The 21,828-nt window shown below is 71.4% G+C and carries 19 protein-coding genes; 9 read left to right on the top strand and 10 right to left on the bottom strand.

The genetic code is table 11. The annotated features are described in order from the left end of the window. Positions 1–35: 35 nt before the first annotated feature. Positions 36–293 (bottom strand): WhiB family transcriptional regulator, encoded by a 258-nt coding sequence (locus ABH935_RS44305; protein WP_194915663.1) that lies wholly within the window; start codon positions 291–293, stop codon positions 36–38. 485 nt (positions 294–778) lie between these two features. Here ABH935_RS44305 and ABH935_RS44300 point away from each other — a divergent pair, with 485 nt between their 5' ends. Genes ABH935_RS44300 through ABH935_RS44290 form a run of 3 tightly spaced genes read left to right on the top strand, consistent with a single transcriptional unit; the run spans position 779 to position 3,318 of the window. Next, positions 779–1,033, top strand: coding sequence for a hypothetical protein (locus ABH935_RS44300; RefSeq protein WP_370384014.1), 255 nt, complete (start codon positions 779–781; stop codon positions 1,031–1,033). A 12-nt stretch (positions 1,034–1,045) separates the two neighbouring features. Further along, positions 1,046–2,074 (top strand): 2-phospho-L-lactate transferase, encoded by a 1,029-nt coding sequence (cofD, locus tag ABH935_RS44295; protein ID WP_370384013.1) that lies wholly within the window; start codon positions 1,046–1,048, stop codon positions 2,072–2,074. A gap of 2 nt (positions 2,075–2,076) precedes the next feature. Continuing rightward, complete coding sequence (locus ABH935_RS44290; RefSeq protein WP_370384012.1) at positions 2,077–3,318, top strand: coenzyme F420-0:L-glutamate ligase; 1,242 nt, start codon at positions 2,077–2,079, stop codon at positions 3,316–3,318. A 3-nt stretch (positions 3,319–3,321) separates the two neighbouring features. Here ABH935_RS44290 and ABH935_RS44285 read toward each other — a convergent pair whose 3' ends face one another. Then, a complete protein-coding gene (locus tag ABH935_RS44285) occupies positions 3,322–3,756 on the bottom strand; it encodes a nuclear transport factor 2 family protein (protein ID WP_370384011.1) in 435 nt (144 codons plus the stop codon). Positions 3,757–3,867: 111 nt separating this feature from the next. Here ABH935_RS44285 and ABH935_RS44280 point away from each other — a divergent pair, with 111 nt between their 5' ends. Further along, complete coding sequence (locus ABH935_RS44280) at positions 3,868–4,341, top strand: MarR family winged helix-turn-helix transcriptional regulator (RefSeq protein WP_370384010.1); 474 nt, start codon at positions 3,868–3,870, stop codon at positions 4,339–4,341. Here ABH935_RS44280 and ABH935_RS44275 read toward each other — a convergent pair. Together ABH935_RS44275 and ABH935_RS44270 are read right to left on the bottom strand one after the other, a co-directional pair. Then, a complete protein-coding gene (locus ABH935_RS44275) occupies positions 4,319–5,365 on the bottom strand; it encodes a DNA-3-methyladenine glycosylase (RefSeq protein WP_370384009.1) in 1,047 nt (348 codons plus the stop codon). The two genes, ABH935_RS44280 and ABH935_RS44275, sit on opposite strands and share 23 nt — an antisense overlap. Positions 5,366–5,411: 46 nt before the next feature. After that, the gene (locus ABH935_RS44270; RefSeq protein WP_370384008.1) at positions 5,412–6,506 is read right to left on the bottom strand and encodes a sugar phosphate nucleotidyltransferase; all 1,095 of its coding nucleotides are present in this window, start codon (positions 6,504–6,506) and stop codon (positions 5,412–5,414) included. Positions 6,507–6,658: 152 nt separating this feature from the next. On the opposite strand from ABH935_RS44270, the gene ABH935_RS44265 reads away from it, so the two are divergent. From ABH935_RS44265 to ABH935_RS44255, 3 genes are all read left to right on the top strand, one after another. Further along, positions 6,659–7,489: a TIGR03089 family protein gene (locus ABH935_RS44265; RefSeq protein WP_370384007.1), complete on the top strand. Its 831-nt coding sequence runs from the start codon at positions 6,659–6,661 to the stop codon at positions 7,487–7,489. A gap of 35 nt (positions 7,490–7,524) precedes the next feature. Then, entirely contained in the window at positions 7,525–9,363 is a 1,839-nt protein-coding gene (locus ABH935_RS44260) for an LCP family protein (protein WP_370384006.1), read from the top strand. A 114-nt stretch (positions 9,364–9,477) separates the two neighbouring features. Then, positions 9,478–10,653 carry an LCP family protein gene (locus ABH935_RS44255; RefSeq protein ID WP_370384005.1) on the top strand — a complete coding sequence of 392 codons (1,176 nt, stop codon included), beginning with the start codon at positions 9,478–9,480 and terminating at the stop codon, positions 10,651–10,653. A gap of 125 nt (positions 10,654–10,778) precedes the next feature. On the opposite strand, the gene ABH935_RS44250 is transcribed toward ABH935_RS44255, so the two are convergent. The 3 genes from ABH935_RS44250 to ABH935_RS44240 form a co-directional block, all read right to left on the bottom strand. Then, positions 10,779–11,204: a pyridoxamine 5'-phosphate oxidase family protein gene (locus tag ABH935_RS44250; RefSeq protein ID WP_370384004.1), complete on the bottom strand. Its 426-nt coding sequence runs from the start codon at positions 11,202–11,204 to the stop codon at positions 10,779–10,781. Positions 11,205–11,372: 168 nt separating this feature from the next. Beyond that, complete coding sequence (locus ABH935_RS44245; RefSeq protein ID WP_370384003.1) at positions 11,373–11,975, bottom strand: HAD family hydrolase; 603 nt, start codon at positions 11,973–11,975, stop codon at positions 11,373–11,375. A gap of 16 nt (positions 11,976–11,991) precedes the next feature. Next, positions 11,992–13,323, bottom strand: coding sequence for a nucleotide sugar dehydrogenase (locus ABH935_RS44240; RefSeq protein WP_370384002.1), 1,332 nt, complete (start codon positions 13,321–13,323; stop codon positions 11,992–11,994). A 109-nt stretch (positions 13,324–13,432) separates the two neighbouring features. Between ABH935_RS44240 and ABH935_RS44235 the strand changes: the two genes are divergently transcribed. Then, positions 13,433–14,359, top strand: coding sequence for a glycosyltransferase family 2 protein (locus ABH935_RS44235; protein WP_370384001.1), 927 nt, complete (start codon positions 13,433–13,435; stop codon positions 14,357–14,359). Between the two features lie 39 nt (positions 14,360–14,398). Here the strand turns inward: ABH935_RS44235 and ABH935_RS44230 are convergent, their stop codons facing one another. Continuing rightward, the gene (locus tag ABH935_RS44230; RefSeq protein WP_370384000.1) at positions 14,399–16,204 is read right to left on the bottom strand and encodes a YbhN family protein; all 1,806 of its coding nucleotides are present in this window, start codon (positions 16,202–16,204) and stop codon (positions 14,399–14,401) included. Here ABH935_RS44230 and ABH935_RS44225 point away from each other — a divergent pair. Then, positions 16,203–17,297: a glycosyltransferase gene (locus tag ABH935_RS44225; RefSeq protein ID WP_370383999.1), complete on the top strand. Its 1,095-nt coding sequence runs from the start codon at positions 16,203–16,205 to the stop codon at positions 17,295–17,297. The two genes, ABH935_RS44230 and ABH935_RS44225, sit on opposite strands and share 2 nt — an antisense overlap. Positions 17,298–17,448: 151 nt before the next feature. On the opposite strand, the gene ABH935_RS44220 is transcribed toward ABH935_RS44225, so the two are convergent. Together ABH935_RS44220 and ABH935_RS44215 are read right to left on the bottom strand one after the other, a co-directional pair. Further along, positions 17,449–20,754, bottom strand: coding sequence for a hypothetical protein (locus ABH935_RS44220; protein ID WP_370383998.1), 3,306 nt, complete (start codon positions 20,752–20,754; stop codon positions 17,449–17,451). Beyond that, the gene (locus ABH935_RS44215) at positions 20,751–21,671 is read right to left on the bottom strand and encodes a glycosyltransferase family 2 protein (protein ID WP_370383997.1); all 921 of its coding nucleotides are present in this window, start codon (positions 21,669–21,671) and stop codon (positions 20,751–20,753) included. Before ABH935_RS44215 ends, ABH935_RS44220 begins: the two co-directional genes overlap by 4 nt. Between the last annotated feature and the right edge of the window lie 157 nt (positions 21,672–21,828).

Genomic DNA, 21,828 nt, shown 5'->3' with positions numbered 1-21,828 from the left:
GCCGTCGAACGACGGTCATATGCGACAGATCGCCCTCACACGGCGGCGCGCTTGAGTCGTCTGCGCTCGCGCTCGGACAGGCCGCCCCAGATCCCGAAGCGCTCGTCGTTGGACAGCGCGTAGGACAGGCACTCAGCCTTCACCTCGCAGTTGAGGCAGATCTTCTTCGCCTCCCGGGTCGACCCGCCCTTCTCCGGGAAGAAGGACTCGGGGTCGGTCTGCGCGCACAAGGCGCGCGACTGCCAGCCGCGGTCCTCGTCGACCCCGTTGTGGAGCGGATAGATGCGGTACACCTCGGCGTGACAAGCCTCTTCCGCGCCCTCTGTGTTCTCCGCGGCCTCGGCCACCGCAACGCCTCCTGGCCCTACCTGGTCCGCACGGAAGAAGATCACTCCCCGTGCGGAGATCATCACGACACGTTTGAAATTACACGCGCGTCATTACCGGGCCGTCAAGCCGGGATCTGGTAGCGACCATGCGATTCACCTGTTGGAGGTAATACGCGCCCCCACCATGCGGACGCCGCTTGACAGCGGTCCCGGTCGCCGGGTGGGGTGGGGGCATCATGAACGCGCGCATCGTGACCGCCGAGAGCCGCCGGGGCCTGTCCCCCGCCGCGGCGCAGGTCACCGCTGCGCGCACCGCGATGGAGTCGTGTCGCGGTCTGTGTTGTCGCTGTCTCTGTCACAGCTGACCTTTCCCACAGACCCACCGAAAGCAGCGGCCCGACCGTTGCCCGGCCCGACGCAGGCCGGATGTCCTAGCGGAGTTTCCCCCCATGCCGAACCAGGCCCCGTTCACGGCCACCACGGCCACCACGGCCACCATGGCCGCCACAGCCACCACCGCGCTCACCCCCGACCTCCTCGCGCCGGACCTCGTCGCGCTCTTCCTCGGCGCGACCCCGCACCCGGACATCGTGATACCGGAACCCACGGTCACGGTCGCCGACCTGGCCGCCGCCGCCCGCGCCGAGGGGGTCGCGGCCGCCCGGCTGCGGTGGGACGCGGCCAAGCAGCGTTTCTCCTCCTGAAATACTGCCCTCATGCGCATCACAGCCCTTGCCGGAGGCGTCGGCGGAGCCCGATTCCTCCGCGGCCTGCTCGCGGCCGCACCCGACGCCGACGTCACCGTGATCGGCAACGTCGGCGACGACATGACCATGCACGGCCTGCGGATCTGTCCGGACCTGGACACCGTCATGTACACCCTCGGCGGCGGGATCCACGAGGGGCAGGGCTGGGGCCGGACCGAGGAGACGTTCGGGGTCGCCGACGAGCTGAAGGCCTACGGCGTGGGCCCGGACTGGTTCACGCTCGGCGACAAGGACATCGCCACGCACCTGGTGCGCTCGCAGATGCTCGGCGCCGGCTACCCGCTGTCGGCGGTGACCGAGGCGCTGTGCACGCGCTGGGACCTGCCGGTACGGCTGCTGCCGGCCAGCGACGAGCGGGTCGAGACGCACGTCGTGGTCGACGACCCAGAGGCCCCGGGCGGACGCCGCGCGGTGCACTTCCAGGAGTACTGGGTCCGGATGCACGCGCCCGACGCGCGGGCGATCGTGTCGGTCGGCGCGGAGAACGCCAAGCCGGCCCCGGGCGTGCTGGAGGCGATCGCCGAGGCGGACGTCATCGTGCTGCCCCCGTCGAACCCCGTGGTGTCCATCGGCACGATCCTGGAGATCCCCGGCATCCGGCAGGCCGTGGCGGACGCCGCGGCGCCGGTGGTGGGCCTGTCCCCGATCGTCGGCGGCGGCCCGGTGCGCGGCATGGCCGACAAGGTGCTGGCCGCGGTCGGCGTGGAGGTCACGGCGGCGGCCGTCGCCAAGCACTACGGCGCGCGGCTGCTGGACGGCTGGCTCGTCGACGCGGACGCGGACGCCTCCTCGGTCGCCGAGGTGGAGGCCGCCGGCATCGCCTGCCGCGCGGTCCCGCTGATGATGTCCTCCCCGGAGGCGACGCGGGCGATGGCCCAGGCGGCGCTGGACCTGGCCGCCGACATCGCCGCCGGCAAGAACTCCGCCGCGGACCCCTCCGCGGGCCCCGCCGACGGCTCCGCGCGACCGGCGTCCTGACCATGGCCGACACCTCCTACACGGTGCACGCGGTCGCCGGGATCCCCGAAGTCGGTCCTGGCGACGACCTGGCGGCGCTGATCGCCGCCGCGGTGACGGAGTCCGGGCTGGGCCTGCGGGACGGCGACATCCTGTGCGTCACCTCCAAGATCCTGTCGAAGGCCGAGGGCCGCGTGGTCCGGGCCGACGACCGCGAGGCCGCGATCGACGCCGAGATGGTGCGGCTGGTCGCGCGCCGCGGGCCGACCCGGATCGTGCAGACCAGGCACGGCTTCGTGATGGCCGCGGCCGGCGTGGACGCGTCCAACACCCCGGCCGGCACCGTGCTGCTGCTGCCCGAGGACCCGGACGGCTCGGCGCGGGACCTCGCCGACGCGCTGCGCGAGCGGTTCGGCGTCGCGGTGGGTGTGGTCGTCACCGACACCTTCGGACGGCCGTGGCGCGAGGGCCAGACGGACGTGGCCATCGGCTGCGCCTACGTCAACGCGCTCATGGACCACCGCGGGACGATAGACGCCTTCGGCAACGAACTGCTGGTGACCGCGGCGGCCACGGCCGACGAGCTGGCCGGCGCCGGCGAAGTGGTCAAGGGCAAGGCCGACGGCGTGCCGGTCGCGGTGATCCGCGGGCTGGGCGACCTGGTGACCGCCGAGCCCGGGCTCGGCGTGCGGCCGCTGATCCGGTCCGCGGAGAACGACATGTTCTCGCTGGGGACGACCGAGGCGATGCGCGAGGGGGTGCTGCGGCGCCGGACGACGCGGTGGTTCGCCTCGGACCCGGTGCCGCCGGACTCGGTACGCCGCGCGGTGGCCGCGGCCTTGACGGCCCCCTCTCCGCTCCCGGACGACAGCGCGGCTCCGGAGAACGGCACGGTTCCGTGGCGGTTCGTACTGCTGGAGTCCGAGACGGCCCGGAAGGCGTTCGCGAGCGGCTTGGCTTTAACCGACGACACAGTGCTGGAGCGCGCGCCCTATCTAGTGGTCCCCTGCCACATCGCTACAGCGTTGCCGCCTACGGACTTCCTCATCGCGTCTCTAGGCGCCGCTGTAGAGAACTTCCTGGTGACCCTCGCGGCCGAAGGCATCGGGTCCACCTGGGCCAACGCGGACCCCGCCGCCATCAGGGAGCTGCTGGCACTTCCCGACGGATGGGAACCTCTGGGCGTCATCGCTATAGGGAAACCCGCGGAGGCGCCTTCTGCGCAGACTCCGCGGGATCCCGAGGACTTCATCACCGTGCGCTGACCTCTACAGCGCGACAGCCGGCTCCCCCACCCGGAACACCGGCCGGACGGTCAGCTCGCTGATCCGCCAGCCCTCCGCGGTGCGCACCACCTTGTTGCGGTACTGCCCGACGAGGACGCGCACCGGTTCCGGGCTGTCGGTGTGCCCGAACGCGCCGGTCACGTAGGCGCGCACCGTGCCGGTGTCGCCCTGGACCTCGACCAGGATGCTGTTGAACTGGTGCGCCAGGCGCTCGTAGCCCTCGTGGTTGCGGCGGGCCTGGTCGATCAGCGCCTCGCGCCCCTCCTGCGTGCCCCCGGGCGTGGTGCCGACGACGTCCTCGGTGAGGACCGCCTTCAGCCCGTCGAAGTCGTGCTCGTCCAGGCAGCGGCCGAGATGCACGAACAGGTCGGTGATCTCCGCGCGGTCCGAAAGGGTCTGGATGTCGTAGCCGGTCATCGTCGTCTCCCCATCAACTATTCGTTGGCCTGGCCAACACTATGTTGGCACGACCAATGTTGGTCGCGCCAACTACTTCTGTCAACCCCGGCGCCGAAGTAGGCTGCGGCCATGGACCCGCTCAACACCCCCGTCCGCCTCCACGGCCGCGCGACCTGGCTGTTGGGCCAGGCCTCGAACCAGGGGCACCGGCTGATCGGCGAGCGGATGCAGGCCACCGGCGTGCCGAGCCGGTCGTACTACCCGCTGCTGGCGGCCCTGGCCGACTCCGGCGCGACCAGCCAGGCGGACCTCGGGCGGCGCATCGGGCTGGACCGCAGCGACGTCACCGCGGCGGTCACGGACCTGGAGGGGCGCGGCTGTCTGGAACGGGCGCCGGACCCGGCGGACCGGCGGCGCAATCTGGTGCGCATCACCGAGGACGGCTTGCGGTTCCTCGGCGCGTTGGACGCGGAACTGGACGCCGCGCAGGAGGAGTTGCTGGCTCCGCTGTCAGAGAGCGAGCGGAAGACGCTGATCGCCATGCTGGGGCGCCTGGTGGATCACCACACGGGGTTGCGGATCAGCGGTACAGAAGAGCGCTGACGCGATAGCGGTGGCCGCGATAGGGCTCCAGAAGCTCCAGCATGCGGTCGTCGTCCCACGCCATCGCGGGGTCTCCCAGAGCCCCGCACACGATGCGTGGCAGGTGCAGGTCGCCCACGGAGACCGCGTCGGCGTCGCCGTGCGAGCGGTGCATCACTTCGGCGGCCGTCCAGACGCCGATGCCCGGAACGGTGCGGATGCGGCGCGCCGCCTCATCGCGTTCCATGCCCACGGTCTCTTCCAGGCGGGCCGCGACGCGGGAGGCGCCGAGGATCGCCCGCGAGCGCTTGCCGTCGACCCCGGCTCGGTGCCATTCCCAGGACGGGATCAGGGCCCACTCGCGGGGCGACGGAGAGACCCACAGGCGAACCTCTGCGGGAGCCCCTGGAGCGGGAATCCCATAGCGCCGCACGAGTAGTTGGTACGCGCGGTGCGCCTCCTGGACCGTGACGCGTTGCTCCAGGACCGCGGGAACCAGGGAGTCCCAGACCCGGCCGCTGCGGATGACCCGAAGTCCCTTATTGCGTCGCAGAGACTGCACGAGTTGCGGATTGCCTTGTGCGGCGACGAGTTCGGCGAACTCCGCGCGCGTCTCCTCAGAATCGCTGAGGCCGAGGAAGTCGGGCAGGGTCTTGAGAAGCCAGGCCGCGCCGGGCCCCCAGGCTTCGGCCTCCACGGTCTCGGTCGTCGCCCGGCGCAGGCGCAGAGCGCCCGGGTCGCCGGACGGAGTGCGGCAGCCGATCCACAGAGAAGCGTCTTCGGCGCGGCGGAATGTGGGGTCCCCGGCGCCGCGGCGCAGGACGCTCACCGACCCCGCGAGGTCGTAGCCGGGATCGACGACGAGGGTCTGACGGGCCTCGGGCTCCGCGGCCGGCTCCGGCGGCGCCTGCCGCGCGGCCGGGACGACAGGACGCCGGGGCGGGGCCGTACGGCGCCGCTCGAAGGCGGCACCTCCACTGCGTCCCTTGCGGGCGGCCCAGACCGCCCGGATGTCGCTGTCGGTGTTGTCAGCGTTGTCAGTCATCGCGGAGCAGAGTTTGCCATCCCGGCCCCGGGGCGTGCGCGCATTCCTACTCGTCGCTGGAGAACCGCACCGCCTTGTCCGGCAGCACCGCCCCGCACCAGACGCGAGCTCCGGCGCGCAGTTCGTTGTCGGCGCCGAGCACCGCGCCGTCGCCGACCACCACGCCGTCCAGCACCGTGTTCTCGCCGATGCGCGCGCCGGCGCCGATGATCGAGCAGTTCACCTTCACGCCGCGGCCGATGACCGCGCCGGCGTCCAGGACCGAGGCGCTCACGTGCGCGCCGGACTCGATCACCGCGCCGGAGCCGACGGTGGTGCCGGCGTCGACCACCGCGTCCTCGGCGATGCGGGCGCCGGGCAGGATCAGGGATTCGGCGGTGCCGCGCTCGGCCGGGCCGGGCACCGCGGAGGAGGTCACTATCCCCATCACGAGGTCGGCCGAGCCCTTGGCGAACGCCGCCGGCGTGCCCAGGTCCAGCCAGTAGGACTGCTCGACCACGCCGAGCACCTTCGCACCGGAGGCCAGCAGGCCCGGGAAGGTCTCGCGCTCCACCGAGACCCGGCGGCCGGTGGGGATCTCGTCGATGCGGGAGCGCTGGAAGACGTAGCAGCCGGCGTTGATCTGGTCGGTGACGATGTCCTCGGGCCGCTGCGGCTTCTCCAGGAACGCGGTCACCCAGCCCTGGGCGTCGGTGGGGACGAGGCCGAAGGGGCGCGGGTCGGTCACCCGGGACAGGTGCAGCGTGACGTCGGCGCCGCGCTCGCGGTGCGCGTCCACCAGCGCGGCGATGTCCACGCCGGACAGGATGTCGCCGTTGAACACCAGGACCGGCTCGTCCGGGGCGCTGATGAGCTTGTCGGCCACGTTGCGGATGGCTCCGGCGGTGTCCAGGGGCACGTCCTCGGTCACGTACACCAGCTCCAGCCCCAGGTCGGAGCCGTCGCCGAAGTACTGCTCGAAGACCTCGGCCCGGTAGGCGGTGGCGAAGACCACCCGGTGCACCCCGGCGTCCTTCGCGCGGACCAGCTGGTGCGTGAGGAACGGGACACCGGCGACCGGGAGCATCGGTTTGGGGGTGTTCACCGTCAGAGGACGCAGGCGGGTGCCCTTGCCCCCCACCAGAAGGATCGCCTCTGTCACTCTCTTTCCCCTCGCCAGTTCTCTCAGCGCGGCGTCCCTGACGTACACCGCTTGTCGTCGCGCACACCCGGCGCGCCGTGCGGGCCAGCATAAACGGTCCTTGACCGACGTGCTTGCGCAACAGCAGCCTGTTTCCCCCGTATCCTCTCGGCGTGACCGCAGCGAACAGTAGTTTCCCGGACGTGTGGCGGGACGCACTCGCCCTCGGCCCTTCCCGGCCGTTCCTGACGTACTACGACGACCACACCGGCGAGCGGGTGGAGCTGTCCTACGCCACGTTCGACAACTGGGTCGCCAAGACCGCCAACCTGATCCAGGACGAGCTGGCCCTGGCCCCCGGCGACGAGGTCGCGATCCTGCTGCCGACACACTGGCAGACCCCGATCTGGCTGCTGGCGTGCTGGACCGCCGGGGTGGTGGCCAGCGTCGGCGAGGACCCGGCGGCGGCCGAGCGCGCGGCGGCCGTGGTCGCCGGGCCGGACCGGCTGGAGGAAGCGCTGGCGTGCAAGGGCGAGCGGATCGCGCTCGCGCTGCGGCCGCTGGGCGCGCCGTTCCCCAACGTTCCCGAAGGATTCACCGACTACGCCGCGGTCGCGCCGGCGCAGCCGGACATGTTCGTCCCCTACTCCCCGGTCACCGCGGACACCCGGGCCCTCGTCGCCGACGGCTCGGAGTGGACTCAGGGCGAACTCGTGAAGGACGCCGCCGACGCGGCGGCCCGCTGGGGTCTGACTTCCAGTAGTCGAGTACTGACCGGCTGTGCCTACGATTCGCGCGCCGAGATCCGGGCAGCCTTGACGTCCGAACTCGCGGTCGGCGCTTCCTTGGTACTGTGCCGGAACGTCGACCCGTCGAGGCTGCCGGGTCGCATGGCTTCGGAGAAGGTGAACGCGCGGGTCGCGTCCCTGGCCGGAGGCGGTGGCGGAGAGGGTGCGGATTCCGGGAGCGCTGGAGGCTCGCTGGGAGTTCTGCCTGTGGAGTGACGCCACCGCGCGAAACCCTGGTGTGAGGAGATCGTGTGGCAGGCGAGCGCAACCCCGAACCGCCCCCGTGGGAACGGGTGGCTCGGCAGCCTGGAGGCGGCCACCGTCGAGCGTCCGACGGTTACGGCGACGACGCCCCGGGCCCTGTCCGGGGCCGCGGTCAGTACCGCTATGAGCCGGACAACGCCTCCGAGGGCGAACTCGACGTCGCTCGGAGCCGCAACAGCCACGGCGGCGGACGAAACGGCCACGGCGGGCGCAACGGACGCGGCGCCGGGATACCCGCGGCCGCCGGAGCCGGACGGCTGGCGCCCCGGGGCGTCATCACGGTCTCCGCGGCCTCGCTGGCGGTCACGCTGATAGGCGCCGGCGCCTTCACCTACGAGCACTTCAACAGCAACATCAACACGTTCAGCAACTCGGGCCTGTCCGCCAACCGCCCGGCCGAGGCCAAGGCCAACGCCCAGGGCCAGCGCCCGGAGAACATCCTGCTGGTCGGCTCGGACAGCCGCGACAACGGCAACAACGCCTTCGGCGGCGGCGCGACCGGCCAGGGGGCCCGCTCGGACACCTCGATCCTGCTGCACGTCTACGCCGACCACCAGCACGCCGTGGGCATCTCGATCCCGCGCGACATGATGGTCAACATGCCGGCCTGCCAGATCGACCCGAACGATCCCAACAAGGGCCACACCAGGCCGCAGCAGAACCAGTTCAACGCGGCGTTCGCGGTCGGCAACACCGCGCAGGGCAACGTGGCCTGCGAGATCAACACCATCGAGTCGATATCCGGGATCCGGGTCGACCACACCGTGGTGGTCGGCTTCGCGGCGTTCGCCAAGCTCACCGACGACATCGGCGGCGTGCAGGTGTGCGTGCCCAAGGACGTGAACGACGCCGGCGGCGACAACATCACGCTGCACAAGGGCATCCAGACGGTGAAGGGCCAGACCGCGCTGGACTACGTCCGCGAGCGCGAGGGCCTAGGCGACGGCTCCGACATCGGCCGCACCCGGCGCCAGCAGGCGTTCCTGGGGTCGATGATCAAGAAGGTGGAGAGCGACGGGGTGATGAACGACCCCCGGACGCTGTCCGCGATCTTCAACGACGCGCTCAAGTACGCGCAGTTCGACCCGGACCTGGGCAGCCTGGGCGCCCTGTCGAGCTTCGCCGAGTCGATGAAGGGGATCAACCCCTCGCACATCCAGTTCCTGACCCTGCCGGGCCACTACCGGACCCAGGACGGCCGGGTGGAGATGGACCCGGTGGCCGCCGGCGTGATCTGGGACCACCTCAAGAGCGACACGCTGCTGGACGGCTCGGGCGCGTCCGGCGCCTCTGGCGCCGCGAGCTCGCCGGCCACCTCGGCCCCGCCGACCAAGGCGGCGACCACCACGCAGCCGCCGGCGCCGTCGATCTCGCCCTCGACGATCTCGGTGAAGGTGGAGAACGGCACCACGACCAACGGCCTGGGCGCCGACACGACCACCTCGCTGCAGGCCCAGGGCTACGACGCGGTGCTCAGCCGCACCGTGCCGCCGCACACGGCCGTGACCACGATCACCTACCCGAACTCCCGCTCGGAGGCCAAGGCCAAGCAGCTGGCCACGCTGTTCCCGGGGGCGAAGGTCCAGGCCGGCAGCTACGGGACGCAGATCCTGCTGGTCGTCGGCGACGACTACGCCGCGGCGCACCCGAAGGGCCCCGGCGCCACCTCCGCGACGAGCGGCGCGCCCACGGCCGGTTCGACCGCCCCGAGCAGCGGCTCGACCGCCGCCGGACCGCTGCCGACCGACATCGCGAACAACTCGCGGACCGCCGACCAGGACATCTGCTCCGGCATCACCGCCGGTTACGGCGCCGGGACCGGCTGAGCGGGGCGGCGGGACGCATCTGTGCGATCCGGCAGGCGCCGGATCGCACAGATGTCGCAGTACCGGGACATTTGAGACGAAGTTAGTACGAAGATGACATAGTCTCGTCCCATCATGGACGACCAGACCACCGGCCCGGCCGACCCCTCCCGCCGTTCACGGCGTGCCGCGCGACGAGTCGCACGGCGCGCTGAACGGCACGACGCACGGCACATCAGCGCGGCCGACATCGGCTCCATGTCCCGCCGACGGGTCGTCATCATCTGCGCGACCTCGCTGTCGGTGCTGGCGATCGCCGGCGCGACCGGCTTGTGGGCCGTGTACAACCGGCTGAACGACAACATCAGGACCGTCGACATCCACGCCGACGACGCCCCGGGACCGGCGGACGCGCTGCGGCCGAGCTCGGCCACGCCCCCGCCCGGCGGCCGCGCGGCGATGAACGTCCTGCTGATCGGCTCGGACGACCGCGACGGGGCGAACGCCCAGTACGGCGACGCCAACTCCGGGGCCCGCTCGGACACCACGATGCTGCTGCACGTGGCCGGGGACCGGAAGAGCGCGACGGTGGCCTCGATCCCCCGCGACACGATGGTGCAGACGCCGGCGTGCCTGTTGTCCAACGGCGGGCAGTCGCAAGCCCAGTTCGGGATGTTCAACGCCGCGTTCTCCATCGGCGGCGCGGCGTGCACGGTCAAGACCGTCGAGGGTTTCAGCGGCCTGACGATCGACCACGTCCTGGTGGTGGACTTCACCGGCTTCAAGAAGATCGTGGACGCCATCGGCGGCATCCCGGTGCACCTGGACCAGGCGGTCAACGACCCGGACTCGCACCTCAACCTGCCGGCCGGCACCACGGTGGTCGACGGCGAGCAGGCCCTCGCGTTCGTCCGCGCCCGGCACAACCTCGGCGACGGCTCGGACATCGGCCGCATGAGCCGCCAGCAGCAGTTCCTGAACTCCGCCCTGGACACCCTGGCCGCCGACGGAACGCTGGACGACCCGGCGAAGCTCTACAAGGTGCTCGACGCCGCCACCAAGGCCCTGACGACCGACCCCGCGCTGGGCTCACTGCCAGCGCTGGCGGACTTCGCCTCGGACCTGAAGCAGGTGCCGCGGCAGCAGATCACGTACCTGACGGTGCCGTGGCAGTGGTACCAGCCGGACCCGAACCGCGTGCAGCTGGCGCCGATCGCGCAGGAGCTGTTCACGGCGATGCGGCAAGACGCGCCGGTGCCGGCGGATGTGCTGGCGCTGTCGGCGAAGCAGGGCGAGCAGACTGCGTCCTGAAGGGCTCTTAGGACGCCGACGATCCGTTCGGCGACGGCGCGACTGGTTTCTTGATCCCTGCGCGCCGCCGCCGAAACGCCCGGCTGATCCCCCTGCCGACCCGCCGGACCACCGAATCGGCCCGCCTACCCGAACCACCACTTCGTCGCGCCGCCGTCCCCGGTGCTCTTCAGCGCGACCGCCGAGCGCACGTCGATCCGGTAGACCTGCCAGGGCCCCGGCCCGGCGCTCGGGGCGCTGAACGGCGCGGTGATCACATCGCCCTCGGCCTCGCAGGGCCAGCCGACGGCGGCGTAGATCGCGGCGATCCGCTCGACCACCGCCGGGTCCGTGACCCGCCGGGCCTCGCCGTCGAAGGTCACGTCGTAGCCCTCGATCGGTGCCGCGACCGTGCAGCGCGGATCGGCGGCCAGGTTCCGGGTCTTGCGGACGGTGGGGTCGGTGGTGAAGTGGACGGCGCCGTCCAGCCAGGTGTGGCCGAAGCCGGTGGTGTGCGGCGAGCCGTCGGGGTTCAGGGTGGTGAGGAACCAGGAACGGCCGGGACCGGCCACGGCGGCGGCGACCGCCTGCTCGATCTCCTCCCACTCCAGCTGGGGAGTCCGTACTTGGGCAGGGACAGGTTCTTGGCCCGCAGGGGCTTGAGGTCACTCATGCCTGTACAGACGATCCGGCGGCGCCGAAGTCATCGGTGCCGCCGGATTTTTCGCCGCTGTGGCGGATCAGGCCCTTCGCAGCAGCGCGTCGAGTTCGCCGATCGCCTGCGCCGTGTCCTGGAAGAGCACCGCGGACATGCCGAGCGCGCGGGCCGCCGCGCAGTTCTCCTCGACGTCGTCCACGAACACCGTCTCCGCTGCCGGCAGGCCGAGGCGTTCGAGGCAGAGTTCGTAGATCGCCGGATCCGGTTTCGCCACACCGACTTCGTGCGAGTACACGATCAGATCGGTCAGCTCGCTGAACCGGTACGCCTCCTCTTCGCGCTCGCGCGCGCCGACGAAGCTGTTGCTGATGATCGCGGTCACGTAGCCCTCGTCCCGGCGGGCGCGCCAGTAGTCGGCGATCTCGGCGTTGTAGGTGCCGAGGTACTCGACCCAGACGTCCTCCATGAAGGCCTCGAACCTGGCCACCGGTACCCCGAGGGTGTCGGCGGCTCGTTCGTGGACCTCCTCCAGCGTGATCCCGCCGATCTCGCCCGCCCGGAAGACGGGGTCGACGCGGTGGATCCAGCCGGCGCCGAACTCGGGCTCCCAGCGGGCCGCGGTGCCGAGGTCCGGGGTGTGCTCCAGGACCCCGCCTATGTCCAGGATGATCGCGCGGATCGACATCTCAGCGCCCCGGGCCTCAGGCGATGCCCAGGACCTTGCGCGCGACGCCCTCCCACTTGGCCGGGTCGGTGACGTTGCGGCCGTCCACGAGCACCTTCACGCCGGGGAAGTCCGCGGCCGACAGCTCGCGGTACTCCTCGTGCTCGGTGTGCACGATGATGCCCGCGACCTCGGTGCCGGGCTCGTAGGCCGGCAGGCCGAGCGCCGCCAGCTCCTCGGCGGAGTACAGCGGGTCGGACACGTACGGCTGCGCGCCGTCCCCTGCAAGCGCCGCGACCAGGCCGAAGACGCCGGAGAACGCGGTCTCCTTCACGCCGCCGCCGCGGTAGGCCGCGCCGAGCACCAGCACCTTGCGGCCGGCCAGCCCGCCGCCGCCGGTCGCGCCGCCGAGCAGGCCCTCCAGCAGGCCGACCAGGTAGGCCGGCTGCGCGAGGTTGGACTCGCGGGCCGCGCGCACGATCGAGGCCTCGGGGTCGTTGAACAGGTAGAAGCGGGGGTACACCGGGATGCAGTGGCCGCCGACGGCCGGGCCCGGCTGGTGGATGTGGCTGAACGGCTGGCTGTTGGAGGCCTCGATCACCTGGAAGATGTCGATGCCGGTGCGGTCGGCGAAGCGCGCGAACTGGTTGGCCAGGCCGATGTTGACGTCGCGGTAGGTGGTCTCGGCGAGCTTGGCCAGCTCGGCGGCCTCCGCGGAGCCCAGGTCCCAGACGCCGTTGCCGCGCTTGAGGTCGGGGCGCTCGTCGAAGTCCAGCACCGCCTCGTAGAACGCGACCGCGGCCGCGGCGGACTCGGCGTCGATCCCGCCGACCAGCTTCGGGTACTTGCGCAGGTCGGCGAAGACCCGGCCGGTGTAGACCCGCTCGGGGCTGTGGCAGAGCAGGAAGTCGGCGCCGGCGTTCAGGCCCGAGGCGGCCTCCAGCGCGGGCACGAAGCGCTCGCGGGTGGTGTGGACCGGCAGGGTGGTCTCGTAGCTCAGCAGGATGCCGGTGCGGCCGTTGGCGGCGGCCTGCTTCAGGCCGGCGGCGATGGTCTGGGTGGCGGCGTCCATGGCGCGGAAGTCCGGGACCGCGTCCTCGTCGACGACGACCGGGACGACGACCACGACCGCGTCGCTGTCGGCGACCGCGGCGACCCCGTCCAGGGTGGCGGTGAGGTGGCCGGCGGAGACCACCTGCGGCAGCCGCACGTCCAGCTCGGCCTCGCCGGGGAACGGCTCGACGCCGGCGTTGATCTGGTCGACCGTGCGCGCCACGACGTCCACGCCGTGGACCTGGTGCCCCTTCGAGGCGAACTGCACGGCCAGCGGCAGGCCGATCTTGCCCATTCCAATGACGCTGATCTTCACAGTGCTCCGGACTCCAGGCTCGGCTGTTGACTTCTCCTACATGACCGGACGCAAGCGTACCCGGCACGGTTCCGAATACCCTTATGCCGTCTACTTGCTGAGGAGCACCGTGACCGACTCTGAACTGACTGTCATCGTCCCCACACGGGAGCGCCCGGGGCTGTTGAAGGAGACGGTGGAATCCATCGTCGCCTCGGCGCGTGCCGCGTCGGACAAGCTCGGTGCCACGGTGCGGGTGCTGGTGGTGGACGACGCCTCGCCGACGGAGTCGACGCGCGAGGCGGTCGCCGCCCTGGGCGCCGAAGCCGCCGCGGCCGGTTCGGCGGTGAGCGTCGACTACGCACGGGTCGAGGTCCACGACGGCCGCAAGGATCCCGGCGCCGCGATCGCCCTCGGGGTGTCGCTGGCGACCTCGCGCTACCTGACGATCTTCGGCGACGACGACATCATGCTGCCGGAGCACATCACGCTGCACCTGCGGAACATGCGGGGCGGCGCGGACGTGTCGGCGGCGTCGTACTACATCACCGACGGGCAGCTGAACCGGCAGTACGCGAAGCGGCGGCGGCCGGCGCACCTCGGCGATCTGCTGATCGGGCGGATCGACGTGAACGACGGCGCCTTCGTGCGGACGGACCTGATCCAGGCGGTGGAGCTCGATCCGGCGCTGCTGGCGCAGATGCTGTACCCGGTGTGGGCGACGCTGCTGATCGACGGGCGCAAGTTCGTGTACTCGCGCACGCCGTCGTTCCTGTACCGGCGCCACGACGCCAACATCAGCAGCGTGAACAAGGACGCCGAGGACGCGGCACTGCGGACGTCGCTGCAGGAGAAGTACCGGGCGCTGGCTTCGGAGAAGCTGGGGGCGGTGCCGGAGCCGCGGAAGGTGGACTGGGCGCGGCACAAGCGGGAGTGGCGGTACTCGAAGAAGGGGTACGTGCGCTGGCGGATGGCCGCGACGGAGTTGGCGGTGAAGCGGAATCCGGTGGTGCGGAAGGCTTTTCGGATGCCACCGCTGCCGCCTAAGGAGTCGTGAGCTGGGCTTGCCGGCCCTGCCCGACTTTGCCCGACCTGTCTAACCCGCGGTAGCGCTCGCCGGCTCACCGTCGGCGAGCGTCGCGCCGCGAGTCCGACCCTCGCGCGCGGTGACGGCGGCGGCGATGAGGTCGGCGATGATCGTGATCAGGCGCGAGGCCAGGGCCACGACCGTCGCCTTGCCCGGATCCAGCACCGGCTGCAACGCCGCGACCAGGATCAGCTCACGCACGCCGGCGCCGGCCGGAGCGAAGACGATGATGAAGCCGACGCTCCAGGCGAAGGCGTAACCGCCGACGCCGAGCAGCAGCGTGCGCCACGGCGACGCGCCGAGCGCGATCGCCAGGATCCAGATGTGCGTCCCGGCCAGCAGCCACCCGACGACGCTCCGGGCCGCGGTCTCCGCGATGGTGCGCGCGGTGAGCGGCTCGATCGCGGGCCGCCGCGTGACCCGGAAGATGGCCTTGAGCACGGGATTCGCAACCCGCGGATGCAACCCGGCCATCAGCACCGGCACCGCCACGAACGCCCACCAGTACCCCGCGGCCTCGGCGCCCCCGGCAACCGGCAACGTGGCGGCGGCCAGCACAAGCGCCGACGCAAGCGAGACGAGCATGGCGAGCGCGGCAGCCGCAGCGCTGCGTGCCCGCGGAATGCGATACGCGCGGCCGAGCTGCATCTGCGCAACCACCGGCCACACCGACCCGGGCAGATACTTGCCGAGCTGACTGGTGAAGAAGATCCGCGCCGCGGGCCGCAACCCCAGCGGCGACCCGAGCGACCCGAGCAACCCCCGCCACGCCAGCATCATCGCCACCACCGAGGCAAGCGCCGGCACCAACGCGACGACCAACGGCACCGGCCCGAGCTCGGCGAAGCCCGCCTGCACACGGCTCCACTGGCGCGCCACGGCATAGGCGCCGGCCGCGAGGGTGAGGGCGAGGAAGGCCAGGCGGGTGACTTGGGCGCGGCGGTTGGGGCTCGCGGTGAGGATTTCGGCGGCGACTTCGGGGTCAGCATCGGCCGCGGCACCGTCACCGACAGCAAGCACCGCAGCAGGCTCGCCCGCCGAACCGCCTACAAGCCGATCGCCCGAGCGCGCCGAAGCATCGGCCGCAGCACCTTCGCCGACAGCACGTGCCTCGACAGGCTCGCCCGCCGAACCATGACCAGCAAGCCGATCGCCCGAGCGCACCGCACCCTCGTTGAGGGCACGCGCCTCGACAGGCTCGCTCGCCGAGCCATGGCCAACAAGCCCACCATCCGAGCGCGCTGTAGCACCTTCGTTGAGGGCACGCGCCTCGGCAGGCTCGCCCGCCGAACCATGACCAGCAAGCCGATCGCCCGAGCGCACCGCACCCTCGTTGAGGGCACGCGCCTCGACAGGCTCGCCCGCCGCGCCATGACCAGCAAGCCCACCATCCGAGCGCACCGAAGTATCGGCCGCGGCACCACCATCGACAGCAAGCACCTTCGCAGCCTCGCCTTGCGAACCGCCGACCGCAAACCCATCGGCCGCCGAGCCGCGAACAGCGAGCTGATCGCGCGAGCGGAGCGAAGCACCGGCCTGCACTCCAGCCCCGGCCGCAGCACCGTCGCCAGCAGCAAGCCCATCGACACGCCTGCCCGCCGCACTGCGCGCAACAATGCCATCCGCCAGCACTCCAGCATCTGCCGCAACACCATCGCCAGCAGCAAGCGCCTCGACAGGCGGCTCGCCCGAGCGCCCGGCATCCGCGTGGCCCGCCGCGCCGTCGGTGACCGCGGGCTCGGCCGCGGCGAGTGCTCGGCCGCCGGGCTCGCCGGGGCGGCGGGCAGAGCCGGAGCCGCTACTCTGGCTGACCATGCGCGTCCTGATCTTCGGCACCTACGATGTGGCGGCGCACCCCCGGGTGGGGGTCATCGCTGAGGGGTTGCGGGGTGCGGGTCATGAGGTCCGCGAGTGTAACGCGCCTCTTGGGTTCGATACTGCGGCGCGGGTCAAGATGCTGGCGCAGCCTTGGCGGGTGCCCGCTCTGGGGGTGCGGCTGGCTCGGTGTTGGGCGGGGTTGGTGCGGGGGGCGCTGCGGGGGCCTCGGCCGGATGTCGTGGTGGTCGGGTACCTCGGGCACTTCGATGTGCATCTGGCGCGGTTGTTGTTCGGGCGGCGGCGGGTGGTGCTGGACCATCTCATCGGGGCCGCTGACACCGCGCGGGACCGGCAGGTGGGCCATGGTGTGCGGCAGCCGTTGCTGCGGGCTGTCGACGCCGCCGCTCTGGGCGCCGCGCGCGTTGTGGTGGTCGACACCGAGGAACACCGGGAGACCTTGCCCGCCAAGTACCGGGAGCATGCGGTGGTGGTGCCCGTCGGTGCTCCGGACGAGTGGTTCGTCGCGGAGCCGGCGGCGGCGGAGGGGCCGCTGCGGGTGGTGTTCTACGGCCTTTTCACGCCGCTTCAGGGGGCCGCGACCATCGGCAGTGCGATCGCGCGCCTCGCCGACCGGCCGATCGTCTTCACGATGGTCGGCGGCGGCCAGGACAAGGCCGAGACGGTGCGCAACGCCGGCGAGGCCGCGAACGTCGCCTGGCGCGACTGGGTCCCCGCCTCGGAGCTGCCCCGGCTGGTCGCCGGGCACGATGTCTGCCTCGGCATCTTCGGCACCGGGCCCAAGGCCCTGCGCGTGGTGCCGAACAAGGTCTACCAGGGTGCCGCGGCCGGCTGCGCGATCGTCACGTCGGACACCCCGCCGCAGCGCCGCGCGCTGGTCGGAGCCGCCCGGCACGTCCCGCCCGGCGACGCCGCTGCCCTGGCCGACGCCCTGGCCGACCTGGCCGCGCGCCCCGACGAGCTGGCCCGGCTGAAGAAGGCTTCGAGCACCGCCGCCCACGACCACTTCACGCCCGCGCACGTGGTCGAGCCGCTGCTGGAGAAGCTGGACGAGCTCGGCTTCGGACGCTGACCAGCCGAAGCGCGCAGCCGAGCTCAGAAGGCCGCCGAGACGGACAGGCCCGGCTTCGGCCGCCGACCCGCCGAAGCGGGAACCTGAGCGACCGAGCCCACCTGCGAAACCTGAACCGCCGAGCCGCGAGCCCGAATCGCGAACCGACGCTTCACACACCCGCGTCCTCCCGCACGTCCGGCCCCCGCGCGTCGCCGTCCCCGGAGTCCGGCTCGCCGACAGCCGCCGCGCCGACATCCCGTGCGCCCACATCCCGCGCACCGACGTCCACCGCCGCGACAACCGCCGCCGTGACCGACCCCGCCGACCCGGCCGACCCCACCGACCCCGCGCCGCCGCCCGGCACCGCCGCCGCGGCCCGCCGGGCCCGGACCCGCGTCCACGCCAGCTCCCACGGCAGCATCCGGCCGCGCCGCGAGCACCACGTCTCGACCCCGACCCCGCCGGCCAGCGCGAACGCCGTCGCGGCGCTCGCGTAGCCGCCGAAGCCGTTGTCCGGCGACTTGTAGCGCAGCTTCACCGTGTGCGTCCCGGCCGGCACCGACACCGCGACCAGCCCCTGGTCGGCCGGCACCAGCCGGGCCGCCTTGCCGTCCACCGTGGCCGACCAGCCGACCTGGTCGGAGTCCGCCACCACCAGGTAGCCGGGAGCCGCGGTGTTCACCTGCGCGCCCACCGAGTCCAGGCCGTCGGAGGTCACCGTCACGAGGCCGCCGTCGACGATCCCCGACGTGGCCGCGACCGCCGCCGCCGGCGTCCCGGCCGGAGGCGAACCGACCGCCCCGGCAGCGGTGGCACCGGCGATGCCGGCCGCCGAATTCGAGGCCGACGACGAAGCCGCTCCCGCCGGCGTCCCGGAATCAGACCCCGGCGCCGACAACACGTTCGGCGCCGACAAAGCCGACCCGCTGTTCAACACCACCGTCGAGGCGTCCAGCGCCCCGGAGGCCAGCAGGCTCACCCGGGACGCCGCGTCCGAGACCACCACCGAGGAGTCGGCCCACCGGATCCGCGGCATCGCGTTCAGCCGCTGGTAGATCACCGACGACCCGGCGTACACCAGCTTCAGTCCGTCCCCGGGGTTCGTCACCGTCGCCAGCGACGGCGCCCCGGCCAGCCCCTGCACCGCCAGCGGCGTCGCCTTCGTCGAGTGCAGTGTTATCGTCGCCGTCCGCGTCCCGTCCTGCGCCGGGGAGTCCAGCGGTATCGGCACGTCGAACTCGATCCCGGTCTGGATCCCCTGGGTCAGCCGCTTCGAGGTCACCGTGCCGGAATCGTCCGTGACCGAGATCTCGATCCAGTTGTTGTCCGAGTTCGGCGCGTAGGCGGACACGTCGTCGGAGGAGGTCGGCACCAGCCCCAGCGCCCGGACGTCGTCCCCGACCGGCAGCCGCACCGTGACCGGCACGTTCGGCTGCAGCACCGTCTCGGAGCCGTCGGTCGTCGCCGGGTGCGTGGTCCCGAACACCGGCTCGTTCGGCGAGGCGGTGAAGTAGGCGACGCCCAGCCGGTCCAGGATCGGGCTGGTGGCCTGCGCCTCGTCCGGTTCGAAGGACAGCCGGGTCGGCCCGGGCACCGGGTCCCCCGGCACGCCGCGCACCAGGGTCGCGAACGCCGAGTTCAGGAACGCGTGCCCGTTCAGCGCGCGCAGCCCGTAGATCGAGTCGGTGCCGAGCACCGACGCGTCGGCCGTGCTGGCGTAGCGCGAGTGGCCCAGGTTCGCGGCCAGGAACTCCTGGGTGTCCGTGACCGGGTAGAAAGTCGACTTGTCGGCGCTGGGCGTGAACCGCCCGATGAACGAGGTCCCCTCGGCGGCGACCATCGCCACCACCCCGCACGCCGCGAGCACCCGCACCAGGCCCAGCCGCCGGACCGACCCGCCGAACCAGGACACCAGCCACAGCAGCGCGACCAGCAGCGCCGCGGCCGCGATCAGGACCAGCCCGTGGTGGATCTCCGTGCTGTACGTGGAGACGGGGACCTGGTTGGCCGCCGACGCGTCGGACCCGTTGTACCCCTTGGGCCCGTCCGTGACCGCGACCCGGTGCCCCTCGGACACCAGCGTCCAGCCCTCCAGCACCACCGCCAGCAGCACCGCCCCGGACCAGGCCGGCGCGGCCCAGCGAGCCAGGCCCGGGCGCCCCGGTATCCGCGGCATCCGCGGCACGATCCACTGCGCGAGACGACCGCGCTCGGCGGCGGGCGACGCGACGAACTCCGACCGCTTGCGCAGCACGACCTCGAACCCGACCGCCGCCAGGCACGCCACCAGCAACCCGGACACGCACCGCGCGCGGCCGATGAAGTTCGCTCCGAACAGCGACCTGAGCACCGGGACGTGCTGCCCGGCCGTCAGCAGGAAGCCGCCGTGGTAGATGAGCAGCATCCACAGCGCGGTCGCCGCCACGAAGAACACCCACACGCCGCGCGGGAGCAGCATCCGGCCCCGCCGGATCGCCATCACCCCGACCACGGCCAGCACCAGCACCGCCGCGCCCACGTAGCCGAGCGCCTCGACCGCGTTCGGGTCCAGGTAGAACAGCTGCTGGCCGTTGGAGGCCACGCCGCCGAACGCCCACGGCGCGAACGACGTCAGGAACGTCAGCGGGTCCAGGTGGTCGGCGCCGTTCTGCGCACGCCCCTCGATCAGCCACGACGAGTAGAACTTCGCGAACGGCAGCACCTGGAACATGGCCAGCCCGACACCGGCCCCGACTCCCGCCGCGAGCCCGGCCAACTGGCCGGGTTTGCGGGTCCGCACCAGCGCGTAGACGCCGACTGTGAGCAGCGAGTAGCCCTCGACCGAAGGGAAGCCGCCCAGCAGCAGGCCGGCGATCGCCACGGCCAGGATCGCCATGTCCCGGAAACGCCGCTGCTGGATGAAGCGCTCGACCGCCCAGAACACCAGCGGCACGAAGGCGCCGACCCGGGTCTGCGGCCAGCCCTGCCAGGCCACCATGTAGGCGCCGGACACGTAGGCCATCCCGCCGACCAGAGCGGCCGGCGGCGACAGCTTCAGCCGGCGCAGGAACAGATAGAGCCCGGTCAGTCCGACGACCACCTCGGCCAGCCGCTCGTACGCCGGGGCCAGCCAGGACGGCAGCACGTAGTAGGGCGCCGTGAGCGGGGAGGCCAGCGCGTTGTTGGTGATGCTTCCCAGCGGGGTACCGCCGACGATGTAGGGGTCCCAGGCCGAGGGCTTCCCGGACTTCACACCCTTGGCGAACAGGGCCTCCGCCGGGATCTCGGAGGTGTAGATGTCCGACTGCATCAGGTTCTTGCTCTGCGACTCGCCGTAGCCGGCGTTCGCGTACTCGCCGTAGCGCATCATGTAGTCGGTGTCGGCCAGCACGGTGCGCCCCGCCAACTGCGAGGCGATGCCGCCGACCGCCAGGTACAGCGCAGCCAGCACGGCCGCCGCGGTCACCAGCCGCGCAGCCCAGACGTTGCCGCTCACTCCGGCCGGGACCGCACGATGAGGTCGGCGAGCAGCGCCATGGAGGCGATGATCAGCCCCGACAGCAACAACAACGCCGTGTTCTGCGCGAACCGGAACGGATGCACCACCAGATCGAACACCGCCTTCACCGCACCGATCCCCACCAACCACAACGCCGGCGGCATCAACACCTTCAACGGATTGAAATACATCACCATCCGCAACACCTGAAGGATGTACCGATACGCATCCGTCACAAACCGGAACTTCGACTTCCCCGCCCGCTTCGCATAATCGATCGGCACATACACCACAGGATGCTGATTCGACATGAACGCCAACGTGATCGTCGTCACACACGAGAACCCGGGCGGCAACAGGCGCAGATACGGCAACGCCACCTCACGCCGCATCGCCCGCAACCCCGAGTTCAAATCCGGAATCTTCTGATTCGTCAACTTCTCGGCGATCTTCCGGATCACCCACTTCGCCGGGATCCGCAACAACCGATGCGACCCCATCTCCGCCCGACGCGCCCCCACCACCTGATCGATGTCCGCGTCGAAATCAAGCATCTCCACCAACTCGGGGATCCGCTCATTCGGATACGACATATCCGCATCCGTCCACACCACGATCTCACCCCGGGCCATCTTCGACCCGATCCGCCGCACCGTCCCGGCCCCGCCGTTCCGGTTGAACGCCACCACCTTCACCGACGGATACTCGATCTCAGCCTTCCGCAACACCTCCAACGTCCCATCCGTGGAGGCGTCATCGATCGCCAGCACCTCATAGGGGTACCCCGTGGCATCCAACGCCGCGCAAATCCGCTGAATCTCCAGCAGAACATGCGCCTCCTCGTTGTAACACGGCAGAACCACACTGACATGGGGAGGAAGCTGCTCGGGCTCCAAGGATCCAGCCCCTTTCATCAGGCATGGTGCGGACTCGTCTTGAGTAGGGGAGATCAGTCTCCGCGAGGACTCTTAGAGTTTCGTGAAGCTCGTCAAACCGAAGTAAAGAACGCGTCAGGGCCTCCGAAACCGGATACCCGGTTTCGGAGGCCCTGATCACTCCGCGTCCTCAGCT

The sequence above is a fragment of the Catenulispora sp. GAS73 genome (assembly GCF_041262085.1).
Lineage (GTDB): Bacteria > Actinomycetota > Actinomycetes > Streptomycetales > Catenulisporaceae > Catenulispora.
The sequence above is the reverse complement of the archived record's forward strand: the minus strand, read 5'-3'. Positions and strand labels throughout refer to the sequence as shown.

Coding starts and splice junctions, on each gene's coding strand:
- ABH935_RS44300 (WP_370384014.1), top strand. CDS start 779: ATGCCGAACCAGGCCCCGTTCACGGCCACCACGGCCACCACGGCCACC.
- cofD (WP_370384013.1), top strand. CDS start 1,046: ATGCGCATCACAGCCCTTGCCGGAGGCGTCGGCGGAGCCCGATTCCTC.
- ABH935_RS44290 (WP_370384012.1), top strand. CDS start 2,077: ATGGCCGACACCTCCTACACGGTGCACGCGGTCGCCGGGATCCCCGAA.
- ABH935_RS44285 (WP_370384011.1), bottom strand. CDS start 3,756: ATGACCGGCTACGACATCCAGACCCTTTCGGACCGCGCGGAGATCACC.
- ABH935_RS44280 (WP_370384010.1), top strand. CDS start 3,868: ATGGACCCGCTCAACACCCCCGTCCGCCTCCACGGCCGCGCGACCTGG.
- ABH935_RS44275 (WP_370384009.1), bottom strand. CDS start 5,365: ATGACTGACAACGCTGACAACACCGACAGCGACATCCGGGCGGTCTGG.
- ABH935_RS44255 (WP_370384005.1), top strand. CDS start 9,478: ATGGACGACCAGACCACCGGCCCGGCCGACCCCTCCCGCCGTTCACGG.
- ABH935_RS44245 (WP_370384003.1), bottom strand. CDS start 11,975: ATGTCGATCCGCGCGATCATCCTGGACATAGGCGGGGTCCTGGAGCAC.
- ABH935_RS44225 (WP_370383999.1), top strand. CDS start 16,203: ATGCGCGTCCTGATCTTCGGCACCTACGATGTGGCGGCGCACCCCCGG.
- ABH935_RS44230 (WP_370384000.1), bottom strand. CDS start 16,204: ATGGTCAGCCAGAGTAGCGGCTCCGGCTCTGCCCGCCGCCCCGGCGAG.
- ABH935_RS44215 (WP_370383997.1), bottom strand. CDS start 21,671: ATGAAAGGGGCTGGATCCTTGGAGCCCGAGCAGCTTCCTCCCCATGTC.